Below are 16,734 nucleotides of genomic sequence, written 5' to 3'. Positions count from 1 at the left end.
ACCGGGGGAAGTTCCTCCTCTTCGGAAGCAGGCGCCGCGGACGCGGGCAGCGCGCACAACAGGTCCAAAGCCGCCACGAGCGCGCGGATCCGGTTGAAGCCCGGGGCCATGCCTCCCGGTGTCACTTCGAAGGACCACCCTCCGCCACCGTCACGCGCGGCGCCTGTGTCTGCGTGGGGATGGGAGCCGGCACTTCGGGCGTCTGCACGCTCTTGTCCGCCATGCGGAACAGCCGGTTGAGTACCTGGTCCATGGTCGAGCCCAGGACGCGGTCCGCGGAGAAGCCCACCGCGATGGAGACGATGGCGTAGGCGTACTCCACGGCCCGAAGGTTTCCGAGCACGATGCGGATGGCGGGAGGCTGCGCCGCCGAGGTCTGGCCGGTGGCCGACTCGATGCTGAAGAGCAGCCCCGACCTGGCCAGCAGGTAGAAGAGGAACGCCGCGAAGGCGCCAATCGCCGGGCGGACGAAGAGGTAATAGAAGTACTGCCGCCACACGGGCCCCCGCGCGGCGAGCACCGGCGGGTCGGAGGTCATGTTCGCGACGATGGCCCCCCCGGCACCGAGCAGGACGAGCGACACCAGCGGCAGGGGCAACCGGAGTATCGCCGGGGTGAGCGCGCCCTCGGGCGGGGGCAGCCAGACGTCGAGGTTGAAGAGGAAGGCCGCGACGAAGAGCAGCACCAGCAGCGCGCCGCTCAGGCTGCGCACCAGCAGGGCGAAGGCGAGCTGCCGGAAGTGCTGCTCGGACTGCTCGTTCACCAGGCGCAACGCCCCGCGCAGCACGTTTCGGGCCAAAATCAGGCTCCGGTCGCCTTCGGGGCCCGCTGCCTCGGACCGGCTGGAGTCCTCCAGCACCTGCTTCACCGCCAACGGCAGGGGGCCGGAGCTGCCGTCGGGCCCCAGCCAGGTCTGGCGGGAGATGGGCTCCTGGATGTTGCGGCGGAACTGCTCCTCCACCTCCAGCGCCTGCGTGGCCAGCATGCCGGGCGGCATGAGCAGCAGGAGGTCCGCGGACACGCCGTGCACGAGCCCCCAGAACTGCGGGTCATCCCTCCGCAGTCGCGGGCGCTTGCGGGGACCCGCGATGCAGGACTTCGCCAACCCGAGCCGGTAGAGGAGTTGCTCGAGCATCCGCTGCTCCTCTGGTGAGGCCTGCACTCGAAGGATGCTCAGCGTGGACTCCATGGCCTGCAGCTTCGCCCAGAGCACGCCCCGGGACGGGAGCCACCTGCCGACGCCGCTCGACTCCGGCGCGCTCACGAACCGCTCGTCCGGGTGCGGCGCGGCGCTGGTCGTCATCGGGATTCCCCCTCTGGGCGAAAGGTGCCCATGCCGCTCCAGGCGCGACAGGGGCAATGCCCCCTCCTCAATCGGACGGGCGAAGCGGCGGCAGCAGCCGCTCCAGCTCCTGCCGGGCCTCGTCGAGCTCCGCCTCCTCCCTTCCTCCACGCATGGAGCCGCCCTTCGAGATGATGACGTAGCCGGCGGTCAACGCTCGCTGGTACTTCAAGGCGGCGGCTCCCGCCTCGTCATCCAACAAGCCGAAGTCCTTCGTGAGCTGCGCCCACAACGCGGCCCTCGCCGTCTCGAGTTGCGCGAGCAGGTCTCGGGACCGCTCCGAGTCGACGCCGCCTCCCTCGACTTCCAGGCAGGCCACCAGGAAGTCGCAGGCCCCCAGGCACGAGCGGACTCTAAGGAACGCCGCCGCCCTCGCCTTGCCCAGCTCCAGGGTGACCGCCTGATTCCTCCGGTAGCGCTCCAGTGCCCGGCTCGCGAAGTAGGCGAAGACGCCGGCCATCAGGGCGAGCAGCCCCTTGTCGAGGAACATCAGGATGAGCTTTTCCCAGAAGGGCTCCATCAGCGGCCGTCCGTCACGGCAATCCCGCCTCACACGGTGAAGGGCCTCTGCTGCTCGAACTCCGGCGCCTTGGCGCCCAGCACCTCGTACGCCGGAGACTGCGTGGGGGGCATCCTCATCACCATGCGCCGTGAGAGCGTCCGGTAGTTCCCTTTGAACCGCCCGTCCTGCCACACCTCCAGGAGCCGGGTGATGAAGGCACTGTGCTGCTCGCCATCCTCGGCGACCTGTGCGTCCTGGCAGCTCGACAGGTGAATCACCTTGGCGTGGATGTCCGCATCCGGCTCCCGGGGAAGCTGCGAGAGCAGTGCCATGTAGTCCGCACGATGCTGTGAGAAGGTGCGCCGGACGATTCCTTCAGGCAGGAGTCGGAAGACCGGCATCCGGCGCGGCGGTGGTCGCGCTGCCGCTTCCTTCTCCAGTTCCATCGTGGAGCGCAGGAGCTCGTAGGGAATCCGCGCGACGGTCCCCGTGTGACACGTGTCCGTGAGGAGGAATACCCGGACGTCCTCGCGGAGGAGCGCGAGCTTCGCGTAGACGGCCTGGACGGGAAGCATGCCGTCATGAAGGCACCACGCCTCGACGAGCCCACCCGCCCGTGTACCGGTCAGGTCGGGGAGCTGACCTCCAAAGCCCGAGTAGCTCATGAAGAGGAGGTCGCCACCCTGGAGGGTATCCGCGGCGGCCTGTAGCGCGGTGAGCACCTGGAAGCGGCTTGCGTTGCTTCCCACCAGACAGGTGGTCTCGAGCCCCTCGGCCCGGGCGATGCCCGCCAGTGTCGTGGCATCGGCCTCGGCTGCGCGCAGGCTGGGGGTGGCGCCGGCGTAGTGCTCCTGGCTCAAGGCATTCAAGCCGATGGTCAGTGCTATTCCCCTGGGCATGCAGCGCCTCCTCTCGTGTCCCGGCCCGCGTGACGGCCACCGTCTTGCAGCAGAACCTGGCGAGTGACATGGCGCCTCCTCGGACGCTGCGGGCATGCACCCGATCGCACGGCCCGATGGCGGGTCGTCCCCGCGCACGTCCTCCTCCTGGAAGTCAGCGCACCCCTGCGCCGGGATGCAACCCACCGGAGCAGGGGGCCACGGGGAGCGCTGCCCCTCCCTCTCTGCGGCCTCGCGCGCCACGTCCGCGCCCGTCAGCACCACGTTGGGGTTGAGCAGCATCGGCCGCGGCCGCCCAGGGCACGAGCGCGAAGAAGTGGGTGAACTGCCGCAGGAGCCGGCGCGCCAGCGACTCCTGCTCGGCGTGGGAGACCGGGTTGGGTCCGAGCTCGCGCAGGCGGCGCTCCGCCTCGGCGGTGGCGAGCCCCCCGGCCCGGCTGTCCAGACTGCGCAGGCTCTCGTCCACCGTGAGGTGTTGAATCTTCACGGACCCGCCGGGAAGTGGAGCTCCAGGTGATACACGCCGTCCTCGCGCAGCGTGCGGATGGGCAGGCCGCTCTCCTGGAAGACGTCCAGCATGGGCTTGTTCGTCACCAGCACGTCCGCCTGGAAGCCGGGGATGCCGCGCGCGGCGGCGGCCTCGCGGATGCGCCGCATCAGCACCGTGCCCACGCCCCGGCCCTGCCAGTCGTCGCGCACGACGAAGGCCACGTCCGCCAGCCGCGTGGCCGGGTCCACGTCGTAGCGAACCACGCCTACCACCTCGTCCGTTCCCGGCGGGCAGGCCACCAGCGCCATGCTGTGCTCGTAGTCGAGGTCGACGAGCTGCTGCATCTCCTCGTGCGGGTGCGTCTTCTTCAGCTCCAGGAAGCGCCGGTAGCAGCTGTCGCTGGACAGGCCATACATCAACTCCTGCAGCGCGCGCTCATCGGGGATGCGCGCCGGGCGGATGAGTAGCGCGTCCCCGGACAGCGTGTGCTCCAGCCGCGCCTCGGCCCATGGGTAGCGCGCGCGAGGAACCACCTGGTCCGGCAGCACCCACCTGCGTCCCTTGGCCGCCGCCATCAGCTCGCCGCGGAAGTCCGGGTGGGCGATGTCGATGAGCGCCAGCGCGCGCTCGCGGATGTTCTTCCCCCACAGGTCCGCCACGCCGTACTCCGTCACCACGTAGTGCACGTCGCCCCGGCTGGTGACGACGCCCGTGCCCGGCTCCAGCGCCGCCTGGATGCGGCTCACCGTGCCGCCCTTCGCCGTCGAGGGCAGCGCAAGGATGGGTTTTCCGCCCCGGCTCCGGCGCGCCCCGCGCAGGAAGTCCACCTGCCCGCCGATGCCCGAGTAGAAGCTCCCGCCCAGCGTGTCCGCCGCCACCTGCCCCGTGAGGTCCACCGCCAGCGCGCCGTTGATGGCAATCATCGTGTCGTTGCGCGCCACGGTCTGCGGGTCATTGGTGAAGTCGCTCGGCCGCATCTCGATGGCCGGATTCTCGTGGGCCCACGCGTAGAGCTCGCGGCTCCCCATGATGAAGGACGTCACCAGCTTGCCCGGCAGCAGCGTCTTCCTCCGTCCGGTGATGACGCCCGCCTCCACCAGGCGCATGACGCCGTCGGACAGCATCTCCGTGTGGACACCCAGTTCCTGGTGGCCGCCGAGCTGGGCCAGCACCGCGTCCGGAATCTTCCCGATGCCAGTCTGCAGCGTGGCCCCGTCCGGAATCATCCTCGCGAGGTGCGCGCCAATCTGCCGCGAGACCTCGTCCGCCGGCTCCGGGTGGGCCTCCAGCAGGGGCGAGTCCACCGGCACCAGGTGGTGGATGCGGCGTACGTCCAGGAACGAGTCCCCGTGCGTGCGCGGCATGTTCGGGTTCACCTCCGCGATGAGCAGCGTGGCGGCGTCCACCGCGCTGCGCACGATGTCCACGGACACCCCGAGGCTGACGTAGCCGTGGGCATCCGGCGGGCTCACCTGGAGCAGGGCCACGTCGATGCGCACGCGGCGGTTGCGGATGAGCTCGGGAATCTCCGAGAGGAACACCGGCATGAAGTCCGCGCGGCCCTCCTGCACGGCCTGACGCACGTTGGAGCCGATGAAGAAGGCGGTGTGGCGGAAGCGCCGTGCGTGCGCGGGCTCGACGTAGGGCGCCGGGCCCAGCGTGAGCAGGTGCACCACCTCGTTGTCGGCCAGGTGCTCGCCCTTCTCCACCAGGGCCCGCACCAGCGTCACCGGCTCCGCCGCCCCCGAGCCGATGAGGATGCGCCTCCCTGGGAGGATGCCGCGAATCGCCTCCTCGGCCGTCACCACCCTGTCCGCGTACCGCTGACGCCAGTCCTGTTGCTCATGCATGCCCCTGCGTTAAGCATCGCGCGTTCCAACGGCCCTGGTGGCGGCCCGTCACCCCGGGGCGCAGTCCCTGCGCGATGGGAAGCCGCGGCCACGCAACCGTTGCACCGCCCTCTCCCCTGTCTGCCACCACGCCTCACCAGGTGTCGATGTACCGGCGCCGGCCCTCGCGCGCCGGCTTCGGGACGGAGCGCAGGCCCCGGACAAGCCAGGCGCGCGTCTCCGCGGGGTCGATGACGGCGTCGAGCTCCAGCAGCGACGCCATGTTGAGGGCGGTGCCGCGCTGGTGCGCCTCGGCAATCAGCGCCTTCGCCAGTTCCTCCCGGGCCGCCGGGTCTTCAACGGCCTCCAGTTGCTTGCGCATGCCGATGCGCACCGCGCCCTCCAGGTTCATCCCCCCGAACTCGCCGGTGGGCCAGGACACGTTGAACACCGGCGCATGGAAGTGCCCGCCCGCCATGGCCTGTGCTCCCAGCCCATAGCCCCGCCGCAGCACGACGGTGAAGAACGGGACGGAGAGACTGGCGGCCCCCACGAACATGCGGGAGACGTGGCGCACGAGCGCCGTCTCCTCGGCCTTGGGCCCCACCATGAAGCCGGGCGTGTCACACAAGGAGACGATGGGCAGGCCGAACGCGTCGCACAACTGGAAGAAGCGCGCGGCCTTGTCGGCGGCGCTCGCGTCAATGGCCCCGCCGAGGTGGAATGTGTCGTTGGCGATGAGCCCGAGCGGCTGCCCCTCGATTCGCACCAGCGCCGTCACCAGGCTGCGCCCGAAGTCCCTTCGCAACTCCAGCACGGAGCCCGTGTCCGCCAGCGTCTCGATGATGGGGCGGACCTTGTACGCGCGGCGGCGGTTCTCCGGCAGCGCGTCCCGCAGCCGCTCCTGCGGGGCGCACTCCCCCGGCACGACGGGCCCCTGGAAATAGGAGAGGTACTGCTTCGCGACGGACACGGCTTCCGCCTCGTCGCGCACGCGCACGTCGATGACGCCGTTGCGCGTCTGCACGTCCGCGGGGCCAATCTCCTCCGGGGCGAATGAGCCCAGCCCACCTCCCTCGATCATCGCCGGCCCGCCCATGCCGATGTTGCTGTCATCGGTGGCGATGATGACGTCGCAGCTCCCCAGCAGGGCCGCGTTGCCCGCGAAGCAGCGTCCGGAGACGAGGCCCACGCGCGGGACGAGCCCGGACAGCGCGGCGAAGGCCAGGAAGCTGGGCGTGTCCAGCGCCGACACGGTGTGCGTGTCCGTGTCGTTCGGCCTACCGCCGCCCCCTTCCGCGAAGAACACCACCGGCACGCGCCACTGCGCGGCGAGCGCGAGCATGCGGTCCAGCTTCCGGTGGCCCACCAGTCCCTGGGTGCCGGCGAAGACGGTGTAGTCGTAGGCGAGCACCATCGTTCGTGCGCGCTCGTCGTCGAAGAGGGCGCGGTTGACGGTGCCCACCCCGCAGATGAGGCCGTCCGCGGGGCTCGCCCGGACGAGGTCTTCGAGCGAGCGCGTGGAGCGCTGCGCCGCGAGCGCGAGCCCGCCGTATTCCGAGAAGCTCCCCGCGTCCACGAGGTCGGCGATGTTCTCCCGCGTCGTGCGCTGGCCCGTCTTCCGCCTCCGGGCCACCGCCTCCGGACGCCCGGCATCCGTGGTGGCCGCGAGCCGCTCGCGCAGCGCCGCGAGCTCCGGGCGGACCTCGCCGGTAGGGGGACTGCCGCCGTCGCCATTCGTGTCGCTCATGCGCGCGGGATGATGCCACGGTGCAGTCCTGCGGTCATCGTGCAGTGGAATAGACTTACGCGACGTGTCATTGGCGTGTCTCGTTTCGCCCTGCAAAACACAGCCATTGAAATCACCGATACATTCCGCCCTGCGAAACCCTGTCAAGGAATTCGTATTTGATATCTTTTCAGGCCCTCGCGTCTGTGGCAAAGCTGCCGCCACAAATCCAACGGGGAGGATGCGATGCGACGGCTCGTACTCGGGCTCATGGCGGCGGCTCTCGGGTTGACTGCATGCAAGAAGGAAGAACCCGCGACGCCTGGGTCTGAAGGCTCGCAATCGCAGTCCCAGCCTGTCTCGGACATCAAGACAGACAAGGGCGTGGACCTGGAGAAGAAGGTCGTCTACGTCGGCGCGCTCAATGACGAGAGCGGCCCGGGGGCTGCCATTGGCAAGCCCTTCGCCGCCGGAAAGCGCCTGCTGGCCAGGCAGGTGAACGCCGGCAACAGCGGCCTGCTCCCCGAGGGCTGGAAGCTGGAGCTCGTCGAGAAGGACCACGCCTACAACCCGCAGAACTCGGTCCAGGCGTACAGCGACATCCATGACAGGGTGCTCTTCCTGGGCACCAGCTTCGGCACGCCCAACACCCTGCCCCTGCGGGACAAGCTGGCGGCGGATGGGATGGTGGCCTTCCCGGCGTCGCAGTCCTCGGAGATGGCGCGCAACCAGTACACGCCGCCCATTGGCGCCTCCTACAAGATGGAGGCCATGCGGGCCATGGACTGGGCCGTGGAGCACGCGGGCGGCGCGGACAAGGTGAAGGCAGCCATCGTCTACCAGGGCGATGACTACGGAAAGGATGGCATCGACGGTTGGACGGCCGCCGCGAAGCACCACGGCGTCACCGTGGTGTCACAACAAACCGTGGCACCGGGCCAGAAGGACTTCGCCGCGGTGGTGACGGCGCTCCAGCAGTCGGGTGCCAACTACGTGCTGCTCACGGTGCTGCCCAGCGCGTCGGGGCCCATCCTCGGCACGGCGGCGCAACTCAAGTACCTGCCCACCTGGGTAGGGCAGACGCCGGCCTGGGTGGACCGCTTCTTCGACCCCAAGGTCATCCCCGCCGCCGTCTTCACGAACTTCTACTGGGCCACGGGGCTCACCTACTGGGGCGACGACGTCCCGGGCATGAAGGACTTCCTCGCGCTCCATGGCCAGCACGCGGACGTGCCGAAGGACTTCTACACGCTGTCATCCTACGTCCAGGGACTCGTCCAGGTGGAGGCGCTCAAGAAGGCCATCGAGGCGAAGGACGTCACCCGCGCGGGATATCTCAAGGCGCTCAAGGCCATCACGGGCACCACCGCGCGCGGCATGGCGGCGGAGCCGGTGGACCTGTCCCGGTTCCCCTATGAGACGTCCGTCAGCGTCCGGGTGCTCAAGCCGGTGATGGACCAGGGCAGCTGGCGCGTCGTCGCCGGCTACGCGAAGCCGAAGGCCCTGGACGCCTCCGCCGCGAAGGCCAGCGATGACAGCAAGTAGTCCTCCCCTCCTCCAGGTGCGCAACCTCCAGGTCGTCTACCACTCGGTGGTGCGGGCCCTGCGGGGCATCTCCCTGGAGGTGCCGCAGCAGGGCGTGGTCGCCCTGCTGGGCCCCAACGGCGCCGGCAAGTCGACCGCGCTTCGCGCCATCAGCGGGCTGCTGGAGTTGCACGACGGCACCATCACCAAGGGCAGCGTCGCGCTGTCCGGACAGAATCTCCTCCGTCTGTCCGCGGACGTGCGGGTGCGCGAGGGCGTGGTGCAGATCCTGGAGGGCCGCCGCATCCTCGGCGAGCTGTCGGTGGAGGAGAACCTGCTCGCCGGCGGCTTCGGCATGGGCGCGAAGGCGCGCGCGGAGCTCGTCGAGTCCGCCTTCACCCGCTTCCCGGTGCTCCGGGAGCGGCGGCGCCAGAAGGCGGGCTACCTGTCCGGCGGGGAGCAGCAGCTGTTGGCCATCTGCCGCGGGCTGATGCGGCGGCCGAAGGTGCTGCTGCTCGACGAGCCCTTCCTCGGGCTGTCGCCGAAGGCGGTGGGCGAGGTGTCGGAGCTGATTCAACGCATCAGCGCGGAGGGTGTCTCCGTGCTCCTCGTCGAGCAGAACGCGAGGGTGGCGCTGGGCCTGGCCCACTACGGCTACGTGCTGGAGACGGGGAAGGTGGTGCTGGACGGCCCCGCGGACCGGCTGCGCGACGACCCGGACGTGCAGGAGTTCTACCTGGGCTTCGGGCGCGAGGGGCAGCGCGGCTACCACGAGCTGAAGCGCTACCGCCGCAAGCGGCGCTGGCTGTCCTGAGGACTCAAGGCATGGCACTGCTCGAGCTCGACAACGTGGGCCTCTCCTTCTCCGGCGTGCGGGCGCTGGACGGCGTCTCGTTCTCCATCGAGGCGGGGGCGCTGCACGCCGTGATTGGCCCCAATGGTGCCGGCAAGAGCAGCCTCTTCAACTGCATCAGCGGCATCCACCGGCACATGGAAGGCCGGGTGCGGCTGGACGGCCAGGAGCTCACGGGCGTGGAGCCCACGGAGATTGCGCGCCTGGGCGTGTCGCGCATGTTCCAGAACCTGGCGCTGTTCGAGCACCTCACCGTGCTGGAGAACCTCCTCCTGGGGCGCCACCAGCGCTACCGGACGGGCCTGTTGCGCAACCTGTTCTGGACGCGCGGGGCGCGCGCGGAGGAAGTCCGCCACCGCGAGAAGGCCGAGGAGGTCATCGACTTCCTCGACCTGGAGCACTTCCGGTGGATGCCCGTCGCCGTGCTGCCCTACGGCATCCGCAAGCGCGTGGAGCTGGGCCGCGCGCTGTGCATGGAGCCGAAGCTGCTGCTCCTGGACGAGCCCACCGCGGGGCTCAACCAGGAGGAGACCGAGGACATGGCCAACACCCTCCTCGACCTCCGGCACGAGCTGGGGGTGACGCAGGTCCTCATCGGCCACGAGCTGCGCTTCGTGATGGACCTGGCGACGCAGGTGACGGTGCTGGACCGGGGGCGGGTCATCGCGAACGGGCCGCCGTCCGCCCTGCGCAACGACACCCGCGTGCTGAGCGCCTACGTGGGCGGGACGGTGGCGGCATGAGCGCGGCCCTGCCCATGAGCCTGCCGGCGCAGCTCTGGAAGCACGCGGAGGAGCGCCCCCACGCGGTGGCCATCCGCGAGAAGCGGCTGGGCATCTGGCGGGAGCTGTCCTTCCGCGAGTACCTGGAGCGCGTCGCCCACGTGGCCCGGATGCTGTGGGAGCTGGGCGTGCGCGCGGGGGACTCGGTCGCCATCCTCAGCGACAACCGGCCGGAGTGGCTGTTCGCGGACCTGGGCACCCAGGTGGTGGGCGCGCGCACGGTCGGCATCTACCAGACGAACCCGCCCCCGGACGTCGCGTACATCCTCAACGACGCCCGCTGCAAGGTCGTCATCTGCGAGGACCAGGAGCAGTACGACAAGGTGGCCACCGTCGCCGCCGAGACGCCCTCCGTCCAGCACGTCATCGTCCTCGAGCCACGCGGCCTGCGCGGCGTGCAGGACGCCCGGCTGCGCACGTGGGAGCGCTTCCTGGCCGACGGGCGCGCGCTGGCGGAGCAGGAGCCCGCGTGGCTCCGGACGCAGCTGGCGCAGCGCAATCCGGATGACGCGGCGATGGTCATCTACACCTCGGGCACCACGGGCTCGCCCAAGGGCGCGCTGGTGTCCAGCCGCAACATGCTCCAGGGCTCGGCCACCTTCGTGGAGCAGCTCGGCCTGACGCCCGAGGACAGCGTCGTCTCCTACCTGCCCCTGTGCCATGTGGCGGAGAAGCTGTTCAGCCTGCTCCTGCCGCTCGTCGTCGGAGGGAAGGTCCACTTCGGAGAAGCGCTGGAGACGGTGCAGTCGGATGTCGCGGAAGTCTCTCCCACGGTGTTCCTGGGGGTGCCGCGCATCTGGGAGAAGATGCATGCGAATGTGGTGGTGAAGATGCGCGACGCCTCGTGGCTGAAGCGCACCCTCTTCGACACCTTCACCCGGCTGGGCGGCCGGATTCGCGAGCGCGAGCGCAACGGCCAGCGCCGCTGGTGGGACGGGCTGGCGTGGTTCGTCGGGGACTTGCTCGTCTACCGGCCGCTCCAGGAGCGGCTGGGGCTGCGCCGCTGTCGCTTCCCCATCTCCGGCGCGGCGCCCATCTCCCCGGAGCTCATCACCTGGTTCGACGGCGTGGGCGTCCGCATCTACGAGGGCTACGGGCAGACGGAGAGCGCCGGCACCAGCCACCTCAACATCCCCGGGGCCACGCGCATCGGCACCGTCGGGCGTCCCGTGCCGGGCGTGGAGTGCCAGCTCGCGGAGGACGGCGAGGTGCGGGTGCGCGGCTCCAACGTCTTCCTCGGCTACCTCAACCGGCCGGACGCCACGGCCGAGGTGCGCCAGGAGGACGGCTGGCTGCACACCGGAGACCTCGGGGAAATCGACGCGGACGGGTACCTGCGAATCACGGGCCGCAAGCGCGAAATCCTCATCACCTCCGGCGGGAAGAACCTGTCGCCCGAGCGCATCCAGAACGCGCTGAAGAACAGCCCGTACATCAAGGAGGCGGTGGCCATTGGAGACCGGCGCGCCTTCGTCACGGCGCTCATCCAGATAGACGCGGACACGGTGTCGGACTGGGCCCTGCGCCGCAAGATTGCCTTCACCTCGTACACGGACCTCACCACGCAGCCCGAAGTGCTGAGGCTGGTGGAAGAGGAAGTGGCTCGCGCCAACGAGGGGCTCGCCCGCGTGGAGCAGGTGCGCGCCTTCCGGCTCCTCCCGCGCGAGATGACCCAGGACGCGGGTGAGGTCACCGCGTCCCTGAAGGTCCGCCGCAAGGCGGTGCTGGAGCTGCACGCCCCCCTGGTGGAAGCGATGTACGCGAGGAAAAGCGAATGACGCAGTTGCTCCAGCTCAGCATCTCCGGACTGGCGTTGGGAGCGAGCTACGCGCTCATCGCCCTCGGCTTCTCGGTGGTGTACCGCGCCTCGCGGCTCTTCAACTTCGCGCACGGCGAGTTGCTGAGCCTGGGTGCGTTCCTGATGACGGCGCTGGTGGACGTGCTGCCCTGGTGGCTGGCGCTCTTCGCCGCCGCGGCCCTCACCGGCGGACTGGCGGCGCTGCTGGAGCGCACGGTGCTCCGGCGCATGGTGGGCCGGCCCGTCTTCACCACCATCATCCTGACGCTGTTCCTCGGGTTGCTCCTGCGCGCCGCCATCGTCATCGCGTTCGGCACGGACACGCGCGGCATGCCGACGCCGTGGGACGCCATGGCGGAGGTACAGGTAGGCAACGCCACCGTGCTGCTGTCGTCGCTGGTGTCGCTGGGCGCGACGACGGCCGTGCTCGTCCTCCTCCACGCGCTCGTGCAGCGCACGCCGCTGGGCGTGGCGATGCGCGCGGCGAGCGAGAGTCAGGAAGTGTCGCTGGCGCTCGGAATTCCCGTGGGCCGGGTGCTGGCCTTCACCTGGTTCCTGGCCGGAGCCACGGCCGCGGTGGCGGGCATCTTCCTGGGGATGTTCCCCCGCTCGGTGGACTCCAACCTGGGCTACGTGGCGCTGCGGGCCTTCCCGGCCATCATCGTCGGGGGCCTGGAGTCGGTGGTGGGCGCGGTGGTGGCCGCGTTCATGCTGGGGCTCTTGGAGGTGTTGTCCCAGGCGTACGTCAACCCGCACCTGGGCGCCTTCGGGCACAACTTCCACGCCGTCTTCCCCTACGCGGCGATGATCCTCTTCCTCGTGCTCCGGCCGCGCGGCCTGTGGGGCGAGCACGAGGTGCGTCGGGTCTGAACGCCCGCGAGACGACACCATGCCAACCCGCCCCCTGGTGATTCGCTACGAGGACGACCTGAAGCTCTTCCCCGGCCTGTGGCACAAGGCCGGCGGGGTGCTGATGCTGGCCGTCGCCCTGGGCTACCCGTGGCTCGCGAGCGCGCGGTGGCTCACCGTCGGCAACCTCGGCCTGGTGGCCATCGTCGGCGCGGCCGCGCTGATGGTGCTCACCGGCTTCTCGGGCCAGGTGAGCCTGGGGCACGCGGCCTTCCTCGCGCTGGGCGCGTACACCGTCGCGGTGCTGGGCACGAAGTGGGGCTGGCCATTCTGGCTGGCGCTCCCCCTGGCCGGCGCCGTGTCCGCCCTGGTGGGGGTGGTCATCGGCGTCTTCGCGCTCCGGCTCAAGGGGCTGTACCTGGCCATCGTCACGCTGGGGCTGGTGTTCCTCACGCAGCACGTGCTGCTCGCCTACCCGGAGGTGACGAACGGGCTGAGCGGCACGTCCGTCCCCATGTACTGGTGGTTCCGCGGCGAGTCGGGCACGGCGGCCTCGGTGGGCGACACGTGGATGCTCGGGCCGGTGGTGCTCGGCTTCGAGCGGAAGCTGTACTTCCTCTTCCTGCCGCTGGCCGCCGGCACGGTGTGGCTGACGAAGAACGTGCAGCGCTCCAACAGCGGCCGCGCGATGATGGCGGTGAGGGACCAGGACCTCGCGGCGGAGGTGCTCGGCGTCGCCACGACGCAGGCCCGGCTCCAGGCCTTCGGCGTCTCCTCGTTCCTGGCCGGCATCGCCGGGGCGATGTTCGCCTTCCAGCAGCAGTACATCACCGTCGAGCCACCGTTCGACCTGAACCTGTCCATCCAGTTCATCGCCATGATTGTGCTGGGCGGGGTGGGCAGCGTCTTCGGCGCGGTCAGCGGCGCGCTCGCCTTCACCTTCCTGAGCCCCCTCGCGGAGTCGGTGGGGCACGCCATTCCCCTCATCAACCAGCTCACCTCCGCGCAGCAGGCGACGGTGCTCCTGTCCGTCGTCGTGGTGCTCGTGCTCGTGCTCGAGCCCCTGGGGCTGTTCGGCGTGTGGCTGCGCATCCGCCGGTACTTCCTCGCGTGGCCCTTCCGCTACTGAAGGCCGCGCCAGACACGACGTTGACCCCGCAGAGGAGAACCACCATGAATCGCGCGTTCCTCGCTGTCCTGTTCGTATCCCTCGTATCGGCGACCGGTGCCCAGGCCCAGCAGGCGGACTTCCGGGACTATGAAGCGGGCTTCTTCGTGCCGAACCGGAGCGTCATCGCGCACACGTACCTGCGCCATGCGTCCGCGTCGGGCGAGCGGGACTTCTCGCAGACGCAGGCGGCCTTCCGCGCCACGTACGTGCTCAAGCACGACAGCGGGCTCACCGTGGTGCCCTTCGACGTGAGCATGCCGGTGGTGGACGTCACGGTGTTCCAGGCCAACCCGTTGTCGCCGGCGGCGCCCAAGTCGGCGCTCCGTGCGTCGGGCGTCGGGGACCTGACGTACATCCCCACGGTGGGCTACGGCATCGTCCAGAACGCGGAGACGAATACCCATACGTGGTTCGCCTTCACGCCGTACGTCACCATTCCGGTGGGCAGCTACAGCAGCGACCGCTTCCTGAACATCGGCAGCAACCGGTGGACGGTGCGTCCGCAGCTCGTCGTGGGCCAGCGCTTCCTGAAGGCCTTCACGCTGGAGGCCATGGCCAACGTGGGCATCCACGGCGACAACGACGAGTTCCCGGTGCTGGTGGGCACGGAGGTCGCGAAGCTGAAGCTGAGCCAGACGCCGTCGCTCGGCGGCGTCCTCGCGGCGGGCATGGACCTTTCCGCGAGCTTCTTCACGGGCGCGGCGCTCTACATCGACCGGAACGGGCAGCGCACCATCGAGACTCCGGCTGGCGAGGTGGAGGTCGCTCCGAAGCAGACCGTCAGCTCGCTGCGCCTGACGATGGGCTTGCGCATCGAGAAGCTGACCACCGTCATGCTCCAGTTCCAGCCGGACATCTATGGCTCGACGGGCGTGACGAAGGGCAACTTCGTCGGGGCGCGCCTCACGCACGTCTTCTTCTAGGACGACGGAGGAACAGGTGAAGCGCCGGCTGCCTCATGGCGGCCGGCGGTCGTCATCCCCGCCTTCGCCACGTCGGAACGGAACGAGGCAGCACTGCGAGTGCGCCGTCCCCTCTGCCGCCGGACTGTTGACAGGTTATCCTCGCGTAACCCGCGATACCGGGAATCCACGCCCAGTGGCATGCTGGCCGCTGGACTCGAGGAGGCTCGCGATGATCGACGTCATCAAGGTGGCAAAGCAGCTCAAGAGCGCGGTCCTGGCGGATCCGGAGCACTTCTACACGAACGAGACGGGGGCCTGGGTCACCGGCCTTCCCACGCCGCAGGAGATTCGCGTCAGCACGGGGCGCGAGCCCTACTGGATCAACCTCGGCTACTGGCGGGACGTCGAGCGCGTCGACGAGAACAACTGCGAGCGCGTGGGCGAGTTGTTCAAGTCGGCCCAGGAGCAGATGGCACACCTGCTGGCGAAGACGGCGCGCCTGGGCACGGAAGACACGGTGCTGGACTGCGGCTTCGGCTACGCGGACCAGGACCTCCTGTGGGCCGAGCAGTACCGCCCCGCCCGCATCACCGGCATCAACATCACCCCGAACCAGGTCCGCATCGGCCGCGAGCGCGTGAAGCTCACGGGGCTGGACGGCGTCATCCGCCTGGAGCAGGGCTCCGCGACGGCCCTGCCCTTCGGCGCCGGTGAGTTCAGCGTCGTCTTCGCGCTCGAGTCCGCCATGCACTTCCGCACGCGCAGCGACTTCCTGCGCGAGGCGTTCCGGGTACTGCGCCCGGGAGGCCGGCTCGTCATGGCGGACATGTGCCAGAAAACCGACCGCGAGGCCGGCTCGGGGCTGCGCCGCCGCCTGCGCCACCGCTACTGGCGCGGCCTGATTGCCTTCCCCGAGGCCAATGTCTGGACGACGCAGCGCTACGTCTCGGAGCTGACAGGAGCGGGCTTCCAGAAGGCGCGGCTGGACTCCATCTCCGCGGACGTCTACCCCGGCGTCAACACCGCCATCACGGCGCTGCGCGGGATGACGGCCGTCGAGCGCAAGCTCGGCTCCGTCACCGTCGACAAGGTCCGTGAGAGCGTGAAGCAGGCCCGGCTGACGCCCCTCGAGCAGACGCAGTGGACCACCCTCTTCAACTGCGACGAGTACGCGGTGGTGTACGCCGAGAAGCCCTGAGGCGTTTGCCCACGTCCTCGTCCCTGGGGCGTGGGTGAAGGCGAACCCGCCGGAGTCGTCCACCGCCATCTGTGACTCGGGCTGAGTAGTACCAGGAGGAGCGCTGCCTCCATGGGAGCCGCCGGAGTCGTCCACCGCCATCTGTGACTCGGGCTGAGTAGCACCAGGAGGAGCGCTGCCCCCATGGGAGCCGCCGGAGTCGTCCACCGCCATCTGTGACTCGGGCTGAGTGGCACCAGGAGGAGCGCTGCCCCCTCGGGAGCCGCCGGAGTCGTCCGCCTTCGCCAGCGCGCGCCAGAGGGCCTCCGCCGATTCGAGGACGTCCTCCCGGTACACTTCCTTCTTCCTCTCCGTCAGCACGCGCACCCACTCCGCCAGCGTGCCCCACACCAGAGCTTCGCCCACCCTGGCGCAGCCAGGCACCAGCGCCCCCTCCTGCTCTCCCTTCTGGAGCACCTCGCGCACCATGGCCCGCGCCGCACTGCCAGGCGCCGGCTGCCCTTCGACTTCCGGGTGCCGGTGCAGGAAGGCGAAGGCGAAAGGGCCGGGCAGCCCCAGCGCCCAGTGCGTCAGCGCATTCCAGAAGGTGAAGAAGGCCTCGCGGAAGCTGACGCCGTCCGCCCCGTGCTTGCAGAAGAAGGCCCAGTCCACCTCCCGGCAGAAGGTGTCCTCGTGGAAGCTCCGCACCGTCTGGGCGAAGTGCTGCTTGCTGCCGTAGCGCCGGTACAAGCTGCCCACCGACATCCCCACGGACCGGGCCAGCTCCTCGGCCTTCACGTGCTCGTAGCCATGCCGGCCCAGCACCTCCGCCGAGCTCTGCATCATCCCCGAGAGGTAATGCTCCGCGAACCCCATCCCTACCC

At 69.7% G+C, this 16,734-nt stretch carries 15 protein-coding genes and 1 pseudogene; 9 read left to right on the top strand and 7 right to left on the bottom strand.

What is annotated here, in order from left to right; all coding sequences use genetic code 11:
- Positions 1 to 121: 121 nt before the first annotated feature.
- From OV427_RS41830 to OV427_RS41805, 6 genes are all read right to left on the bottom strand, one after another.
- Positions 122 to 1,303, bottom strand: a complete 1,182-nt coding sequence (locus OV427_RS41830) for a hypothetical protein (RefSeq protein WP_267861816.1) — start codon at positions 1,301 to 1,303, stop codon at positions 122 to 124.
- 67 nt (positions 1,304 to 1,370) lie between these two features.
- Positions 1,371 to 1,862: a hypothetical protein gene (locus OV427_RS41825; RefSeq protein ID WP_267861815.1), complete on the bottom strand. Its 492-nt coding sequence runs from the start codon at positions 1,860 to 1,862 to the stop codon at positions 1,371 to 1,373.
- Between the two features lie 29 nt (positions 1,863 to 1,891).
- Positions 1,892 to 2,743, bottom strand: coding sequence for a caspase family protein (locus OV427_RS41820; RefSeq protein WP_267861814.1), 852 nt, complete (start codon positions 2,741 to 2,743; stop codon positions 1,892 to 1,894).
- 154 nt (positions 2,744 to 2,897) lie between these two features.
- Positions 2,898 to 3,230 carry a cation-transporting P-type ATPase gene (locus OV427_RS41815; RefSeq protein ID WP_267861813.1) on the bottom strand — a complete coding sequence of 111 codons (333 nt, stop codon included), beginning with the start codon at positions 3,228 to 3,230 and terminating at the stop codon, positions 2,898 to 2,900.
- Positions 3,227 to 5,083 (bottom strand): bifunctional acetyl-CoA hydrolase/transferase family protein/GNAT family N-acetyltransferase, encoded by a 1,857-nt coding sequence (locus OV427_RS41810; protein WP_267861812.1) that lies wholly within the window; start codon positions 5,081 to 5,083, stop codon positions 3,227 to 3,229. The genes OV427_RS41815 and OV427_RS41810 overlap by 4 nt, the downstream gene beginning before the upstream one ends.
- A gap of 133 nt (positions 5,084 to 5,216) precedes the next feature.
- Positions 5,217 to 6,812: an acyl-CoA carboxylase subunit beta gene (locus OV427_RS41805; protein ID WP_267861811.1), complete on the bottom strand. Its 1,596-nt coding sequence runs from the start codon at positions 6,810 to 6,812 to the stop codon at positions 5,217 to 5,219.
- A 225-nt stretch (positions 6,813 to 7,037) separates the two neighbouring features.
- Between OV427_RS41805 and OV427_RS41800 the strand changes: the two genes are divergently transcribed.
- The 9 genes from OV427_RS41800 (at position 7,038) to OV427_RS41760 (ending at position 16,589) form a co-directional block, all read left to right on the top strand.
- Complete coding sequence (locus OV427_RS41800) at positions 7,038 to 8,336, top strand: ABC transporter substrate-binding protein (RefSeq protein ID WP_267861810.1); 1,299 nt, start codon at positions 7,038 to 7,040, stop codon at positions 8,334 to 8,336.
- Positions 8,323 to 9,129: an ABC transporter ATP-binding protein gene (locus OV427_RS41795; RefSeq protein ID WP_267861809.1), complete on the top strand. Its 807-nt coding sequence runs from the start codon at positions 8,323 to 8,325 to the stop codon at positions 9,127 to 9,129. The genes OV427_RS41800 and OV427_RS41795 overlap by 14 nt, the downstream gene beginning before the upstream one ends.
- Before the next feature lie 11 nt (positions 9,130 to 9,140).
- The gene (locus OV427_RS41790; RefSeq protein ID WP_267861808.1) at positions 9,141 to 9,911 is read left to right on the top strand and encodes an ABC transporter ATP-binding protein; all 771 of its coding nucleotides are present in this window, start codon (positions 9,141 to 9,143) and stop codon (positions 9,909 to 9,911) included.
- Positions 9,908 to 11,728 (top strand): AMP-dependent synthetase/ligase, encoded by a 1,821-nt coding sequence (locus tag OV427_RS41785; protein WP_267861807.1) that lies wholly within the window; start codon positions 9,908 to 9,910, stop codon positions 11,726 to 11,728. The genes OV427_RS41790 and OV427_RS41785 overlap by 4 nt, the downstream gene beginning before the upstream one ends.
- On the top strand, positions 11,725 to 12,618 hold the full coding sequence (locus OV427_RS41780) for a branched-chain amino acid ABC transporter permease (RefSeq protein WP_267861806.1): 894 nt from the start codon (positions 11,725 to 11,727) through the stop codon (positions 12,616 to 12,618). Before OV427_RS41785 ends, OV427_RS41780 begins: the two co-directional genes overlap by 4 nt.
- Before the next feature lie 19 nt (positions 12,619 to 12,637).
- The gene (locus tag OV427_RS41775) at positions 12,638 to 13,726 is read left to right on the top strand and encodes a branched-chain amino acid ABC transporter permease (protein WP_267861805.1); all 1,089 of its coding nucleotides are present in this window, start codon (positions 12,638 to 12,640) and stop codon (positions 13,724 to 13,726) included.
- A gap of 44 nt (positions 13,727 to 13,770) precedes the next feature.
- Positions 13,771 to 14,691: a transporter gene (locus OV427_RS41770; RefSeq protein WP_267861804.1), complete on the top strand. Its 921-nt coding sequence runs from the start codon at positions 13,771 to 13,773 to the stop codon at positions 14,689 to 14,691.
- Between the two features lie 211 nt (positions 14,692 to 14,902).
- Complete coding sequence (locus OV427_RS41765; RefSeq protein WP_267861803.1) at positions 14,903 to 15,871, top strand: class I SAM-dependent methyltransferase; 969 nt, start codon at positions 14,903 to 14,905, stop codon at positions 15,869 to 15,871.
- Positions 15,872 to 16,337: 466 nt separating this feature from the next.
- Complete coding sequence (locus OV427_RS41760) at positions 16,338 to 16,589, top strand: hypothetical protein (protein ID WP_267859278.1); 252 nt, start codon at positions 16,338 to 16,340, stop codon at positions 16,587 to 16,589.
- A gap of 32 nt (positions 16,590 to 16,621) precedes the next feature.
- Here OV427_RS41760 and OV427_RS50915 read toward each other — a convergent pair.
- Positions 16,622 to 16,693: pseudogene (locus OV427_RS50915) on the bottom strand (hypothetical protein); the annotation flags it as partial.
- Positions 16,694 to 16,734 lie beyond the last annotated feature (41 nt).

The sequence above is a fragment of the Pyxidicoccus sp. MSG2 genome (assembly GCF_026626705.1).
Classification (GTDB): Bacteria; Myxococcota; Myxococcia; order Myxococcales; family Myxococcaceae; genus Myxococcus.
Note: the sequence above shows the minus strand (reverse complement) of the source record. Positions and strands in the feature narration are given on the sequence as shown.

Bases quoted from the DNA above. Each gene is read 5' to 3' on its own strand.
- OV427_RS41790 (WP_267861808.1), top strand. From the start codon at position 9,141: ATGGCACTGCTCGAGCTCGACAACGTGGGCCTCTCCTTCTCCGGCGTG.
- OV427_RS41760 (WP_267859278.1), top strand. From the start codon at position 16,338: ATGGCCCGCGCCGCACTGCCAGGCGCCGGCTGCCCTTCGACTTCCGGG.
- OV427_RS41770 (WP_267861804.1), top strand. From the start codon at position 13,771: ATGAATCGCGCGTTCCTCGCTGTCCTGTTCGTATCCCTCGTATCGGCG.
- OV427_RS41795 (WP_267861809.1), top strand. From the start codon at position 8,323: ATGACAGCAAGTAGTCCTCCCCTCCTCCAGGTGCGCAACCTCCAGGTC.
- OV427_RS41785 (WP_267861807.1), top strand. From the start codon at position 9,908: ATGAGCGCGGCCCTGCCCATGAGCCTGCCGGCGCAGCTCTGGAAGCAC.
- OV427_RS41825 (WP_267861815.1), bottom strand. From the start codon at position 1,862: ATGGAGCCCTTCTGGGAAAAGCTCATCCTGATGTTCCTCGACAAGGGG.
- OV427_RS41775 (WP_267861805.1), top strand. From the start codon at position 12,638: ATGCCAACCCGCCCCCTGGTGATTCGCTACGAGGACGACCTGAAGCTC.
- OV427_RS41810 (WP_267861812.1), bottom strand. From the start codon at position 5,083: ATGCATGAGCAACAGGACTGGCGTCAGCGGTACGCGGACAGGGTGGTG.
- OV427_RS41820 (WP_267861814.1), bottom strand. From the start codon at position 2,743: ATGCCCAGGGGAATAGCACTGACCATCGGCTTGAATGCCTTGAGCCAG.
- OV427_RS41780 (WP_267861806.1), top strand. From the start codon at position 11,725: ATGACGCAGTTGCTCCAGCTCAGCATCTCCGGACTGGCGTTGGGAGCG.
- OV427_RS41800 (WP_267861810.1), top strand. From the start codon at position 7,038: ATGCGACGGCTCGTACTCGGGCTCATGGCGGCGGCTCTCGGGTTGACT.
- OV427_RS41805 (WP_267861811.1), bottom strand. From the start codon at position 6,812: ATGAGCGACACGAATGGCGACGGCGGCAGTCCCCCTACCGGCGAGGTC.
- OV427_RS41830 (WP_267861816.1), bottom strand. From the start codon at position 1,303: ATGACGACCAGCGCCGCGCCGCACCCGGACGAGCGGTTCGTGAGCGCG.
- OV427_RS41765 (WP_267861803.1), top strand. From the start codon at position 14,903: ATGATCGACGTCATCAAGGTGGCAAAGCAGCTCAAGAGCGCGGTCCTG.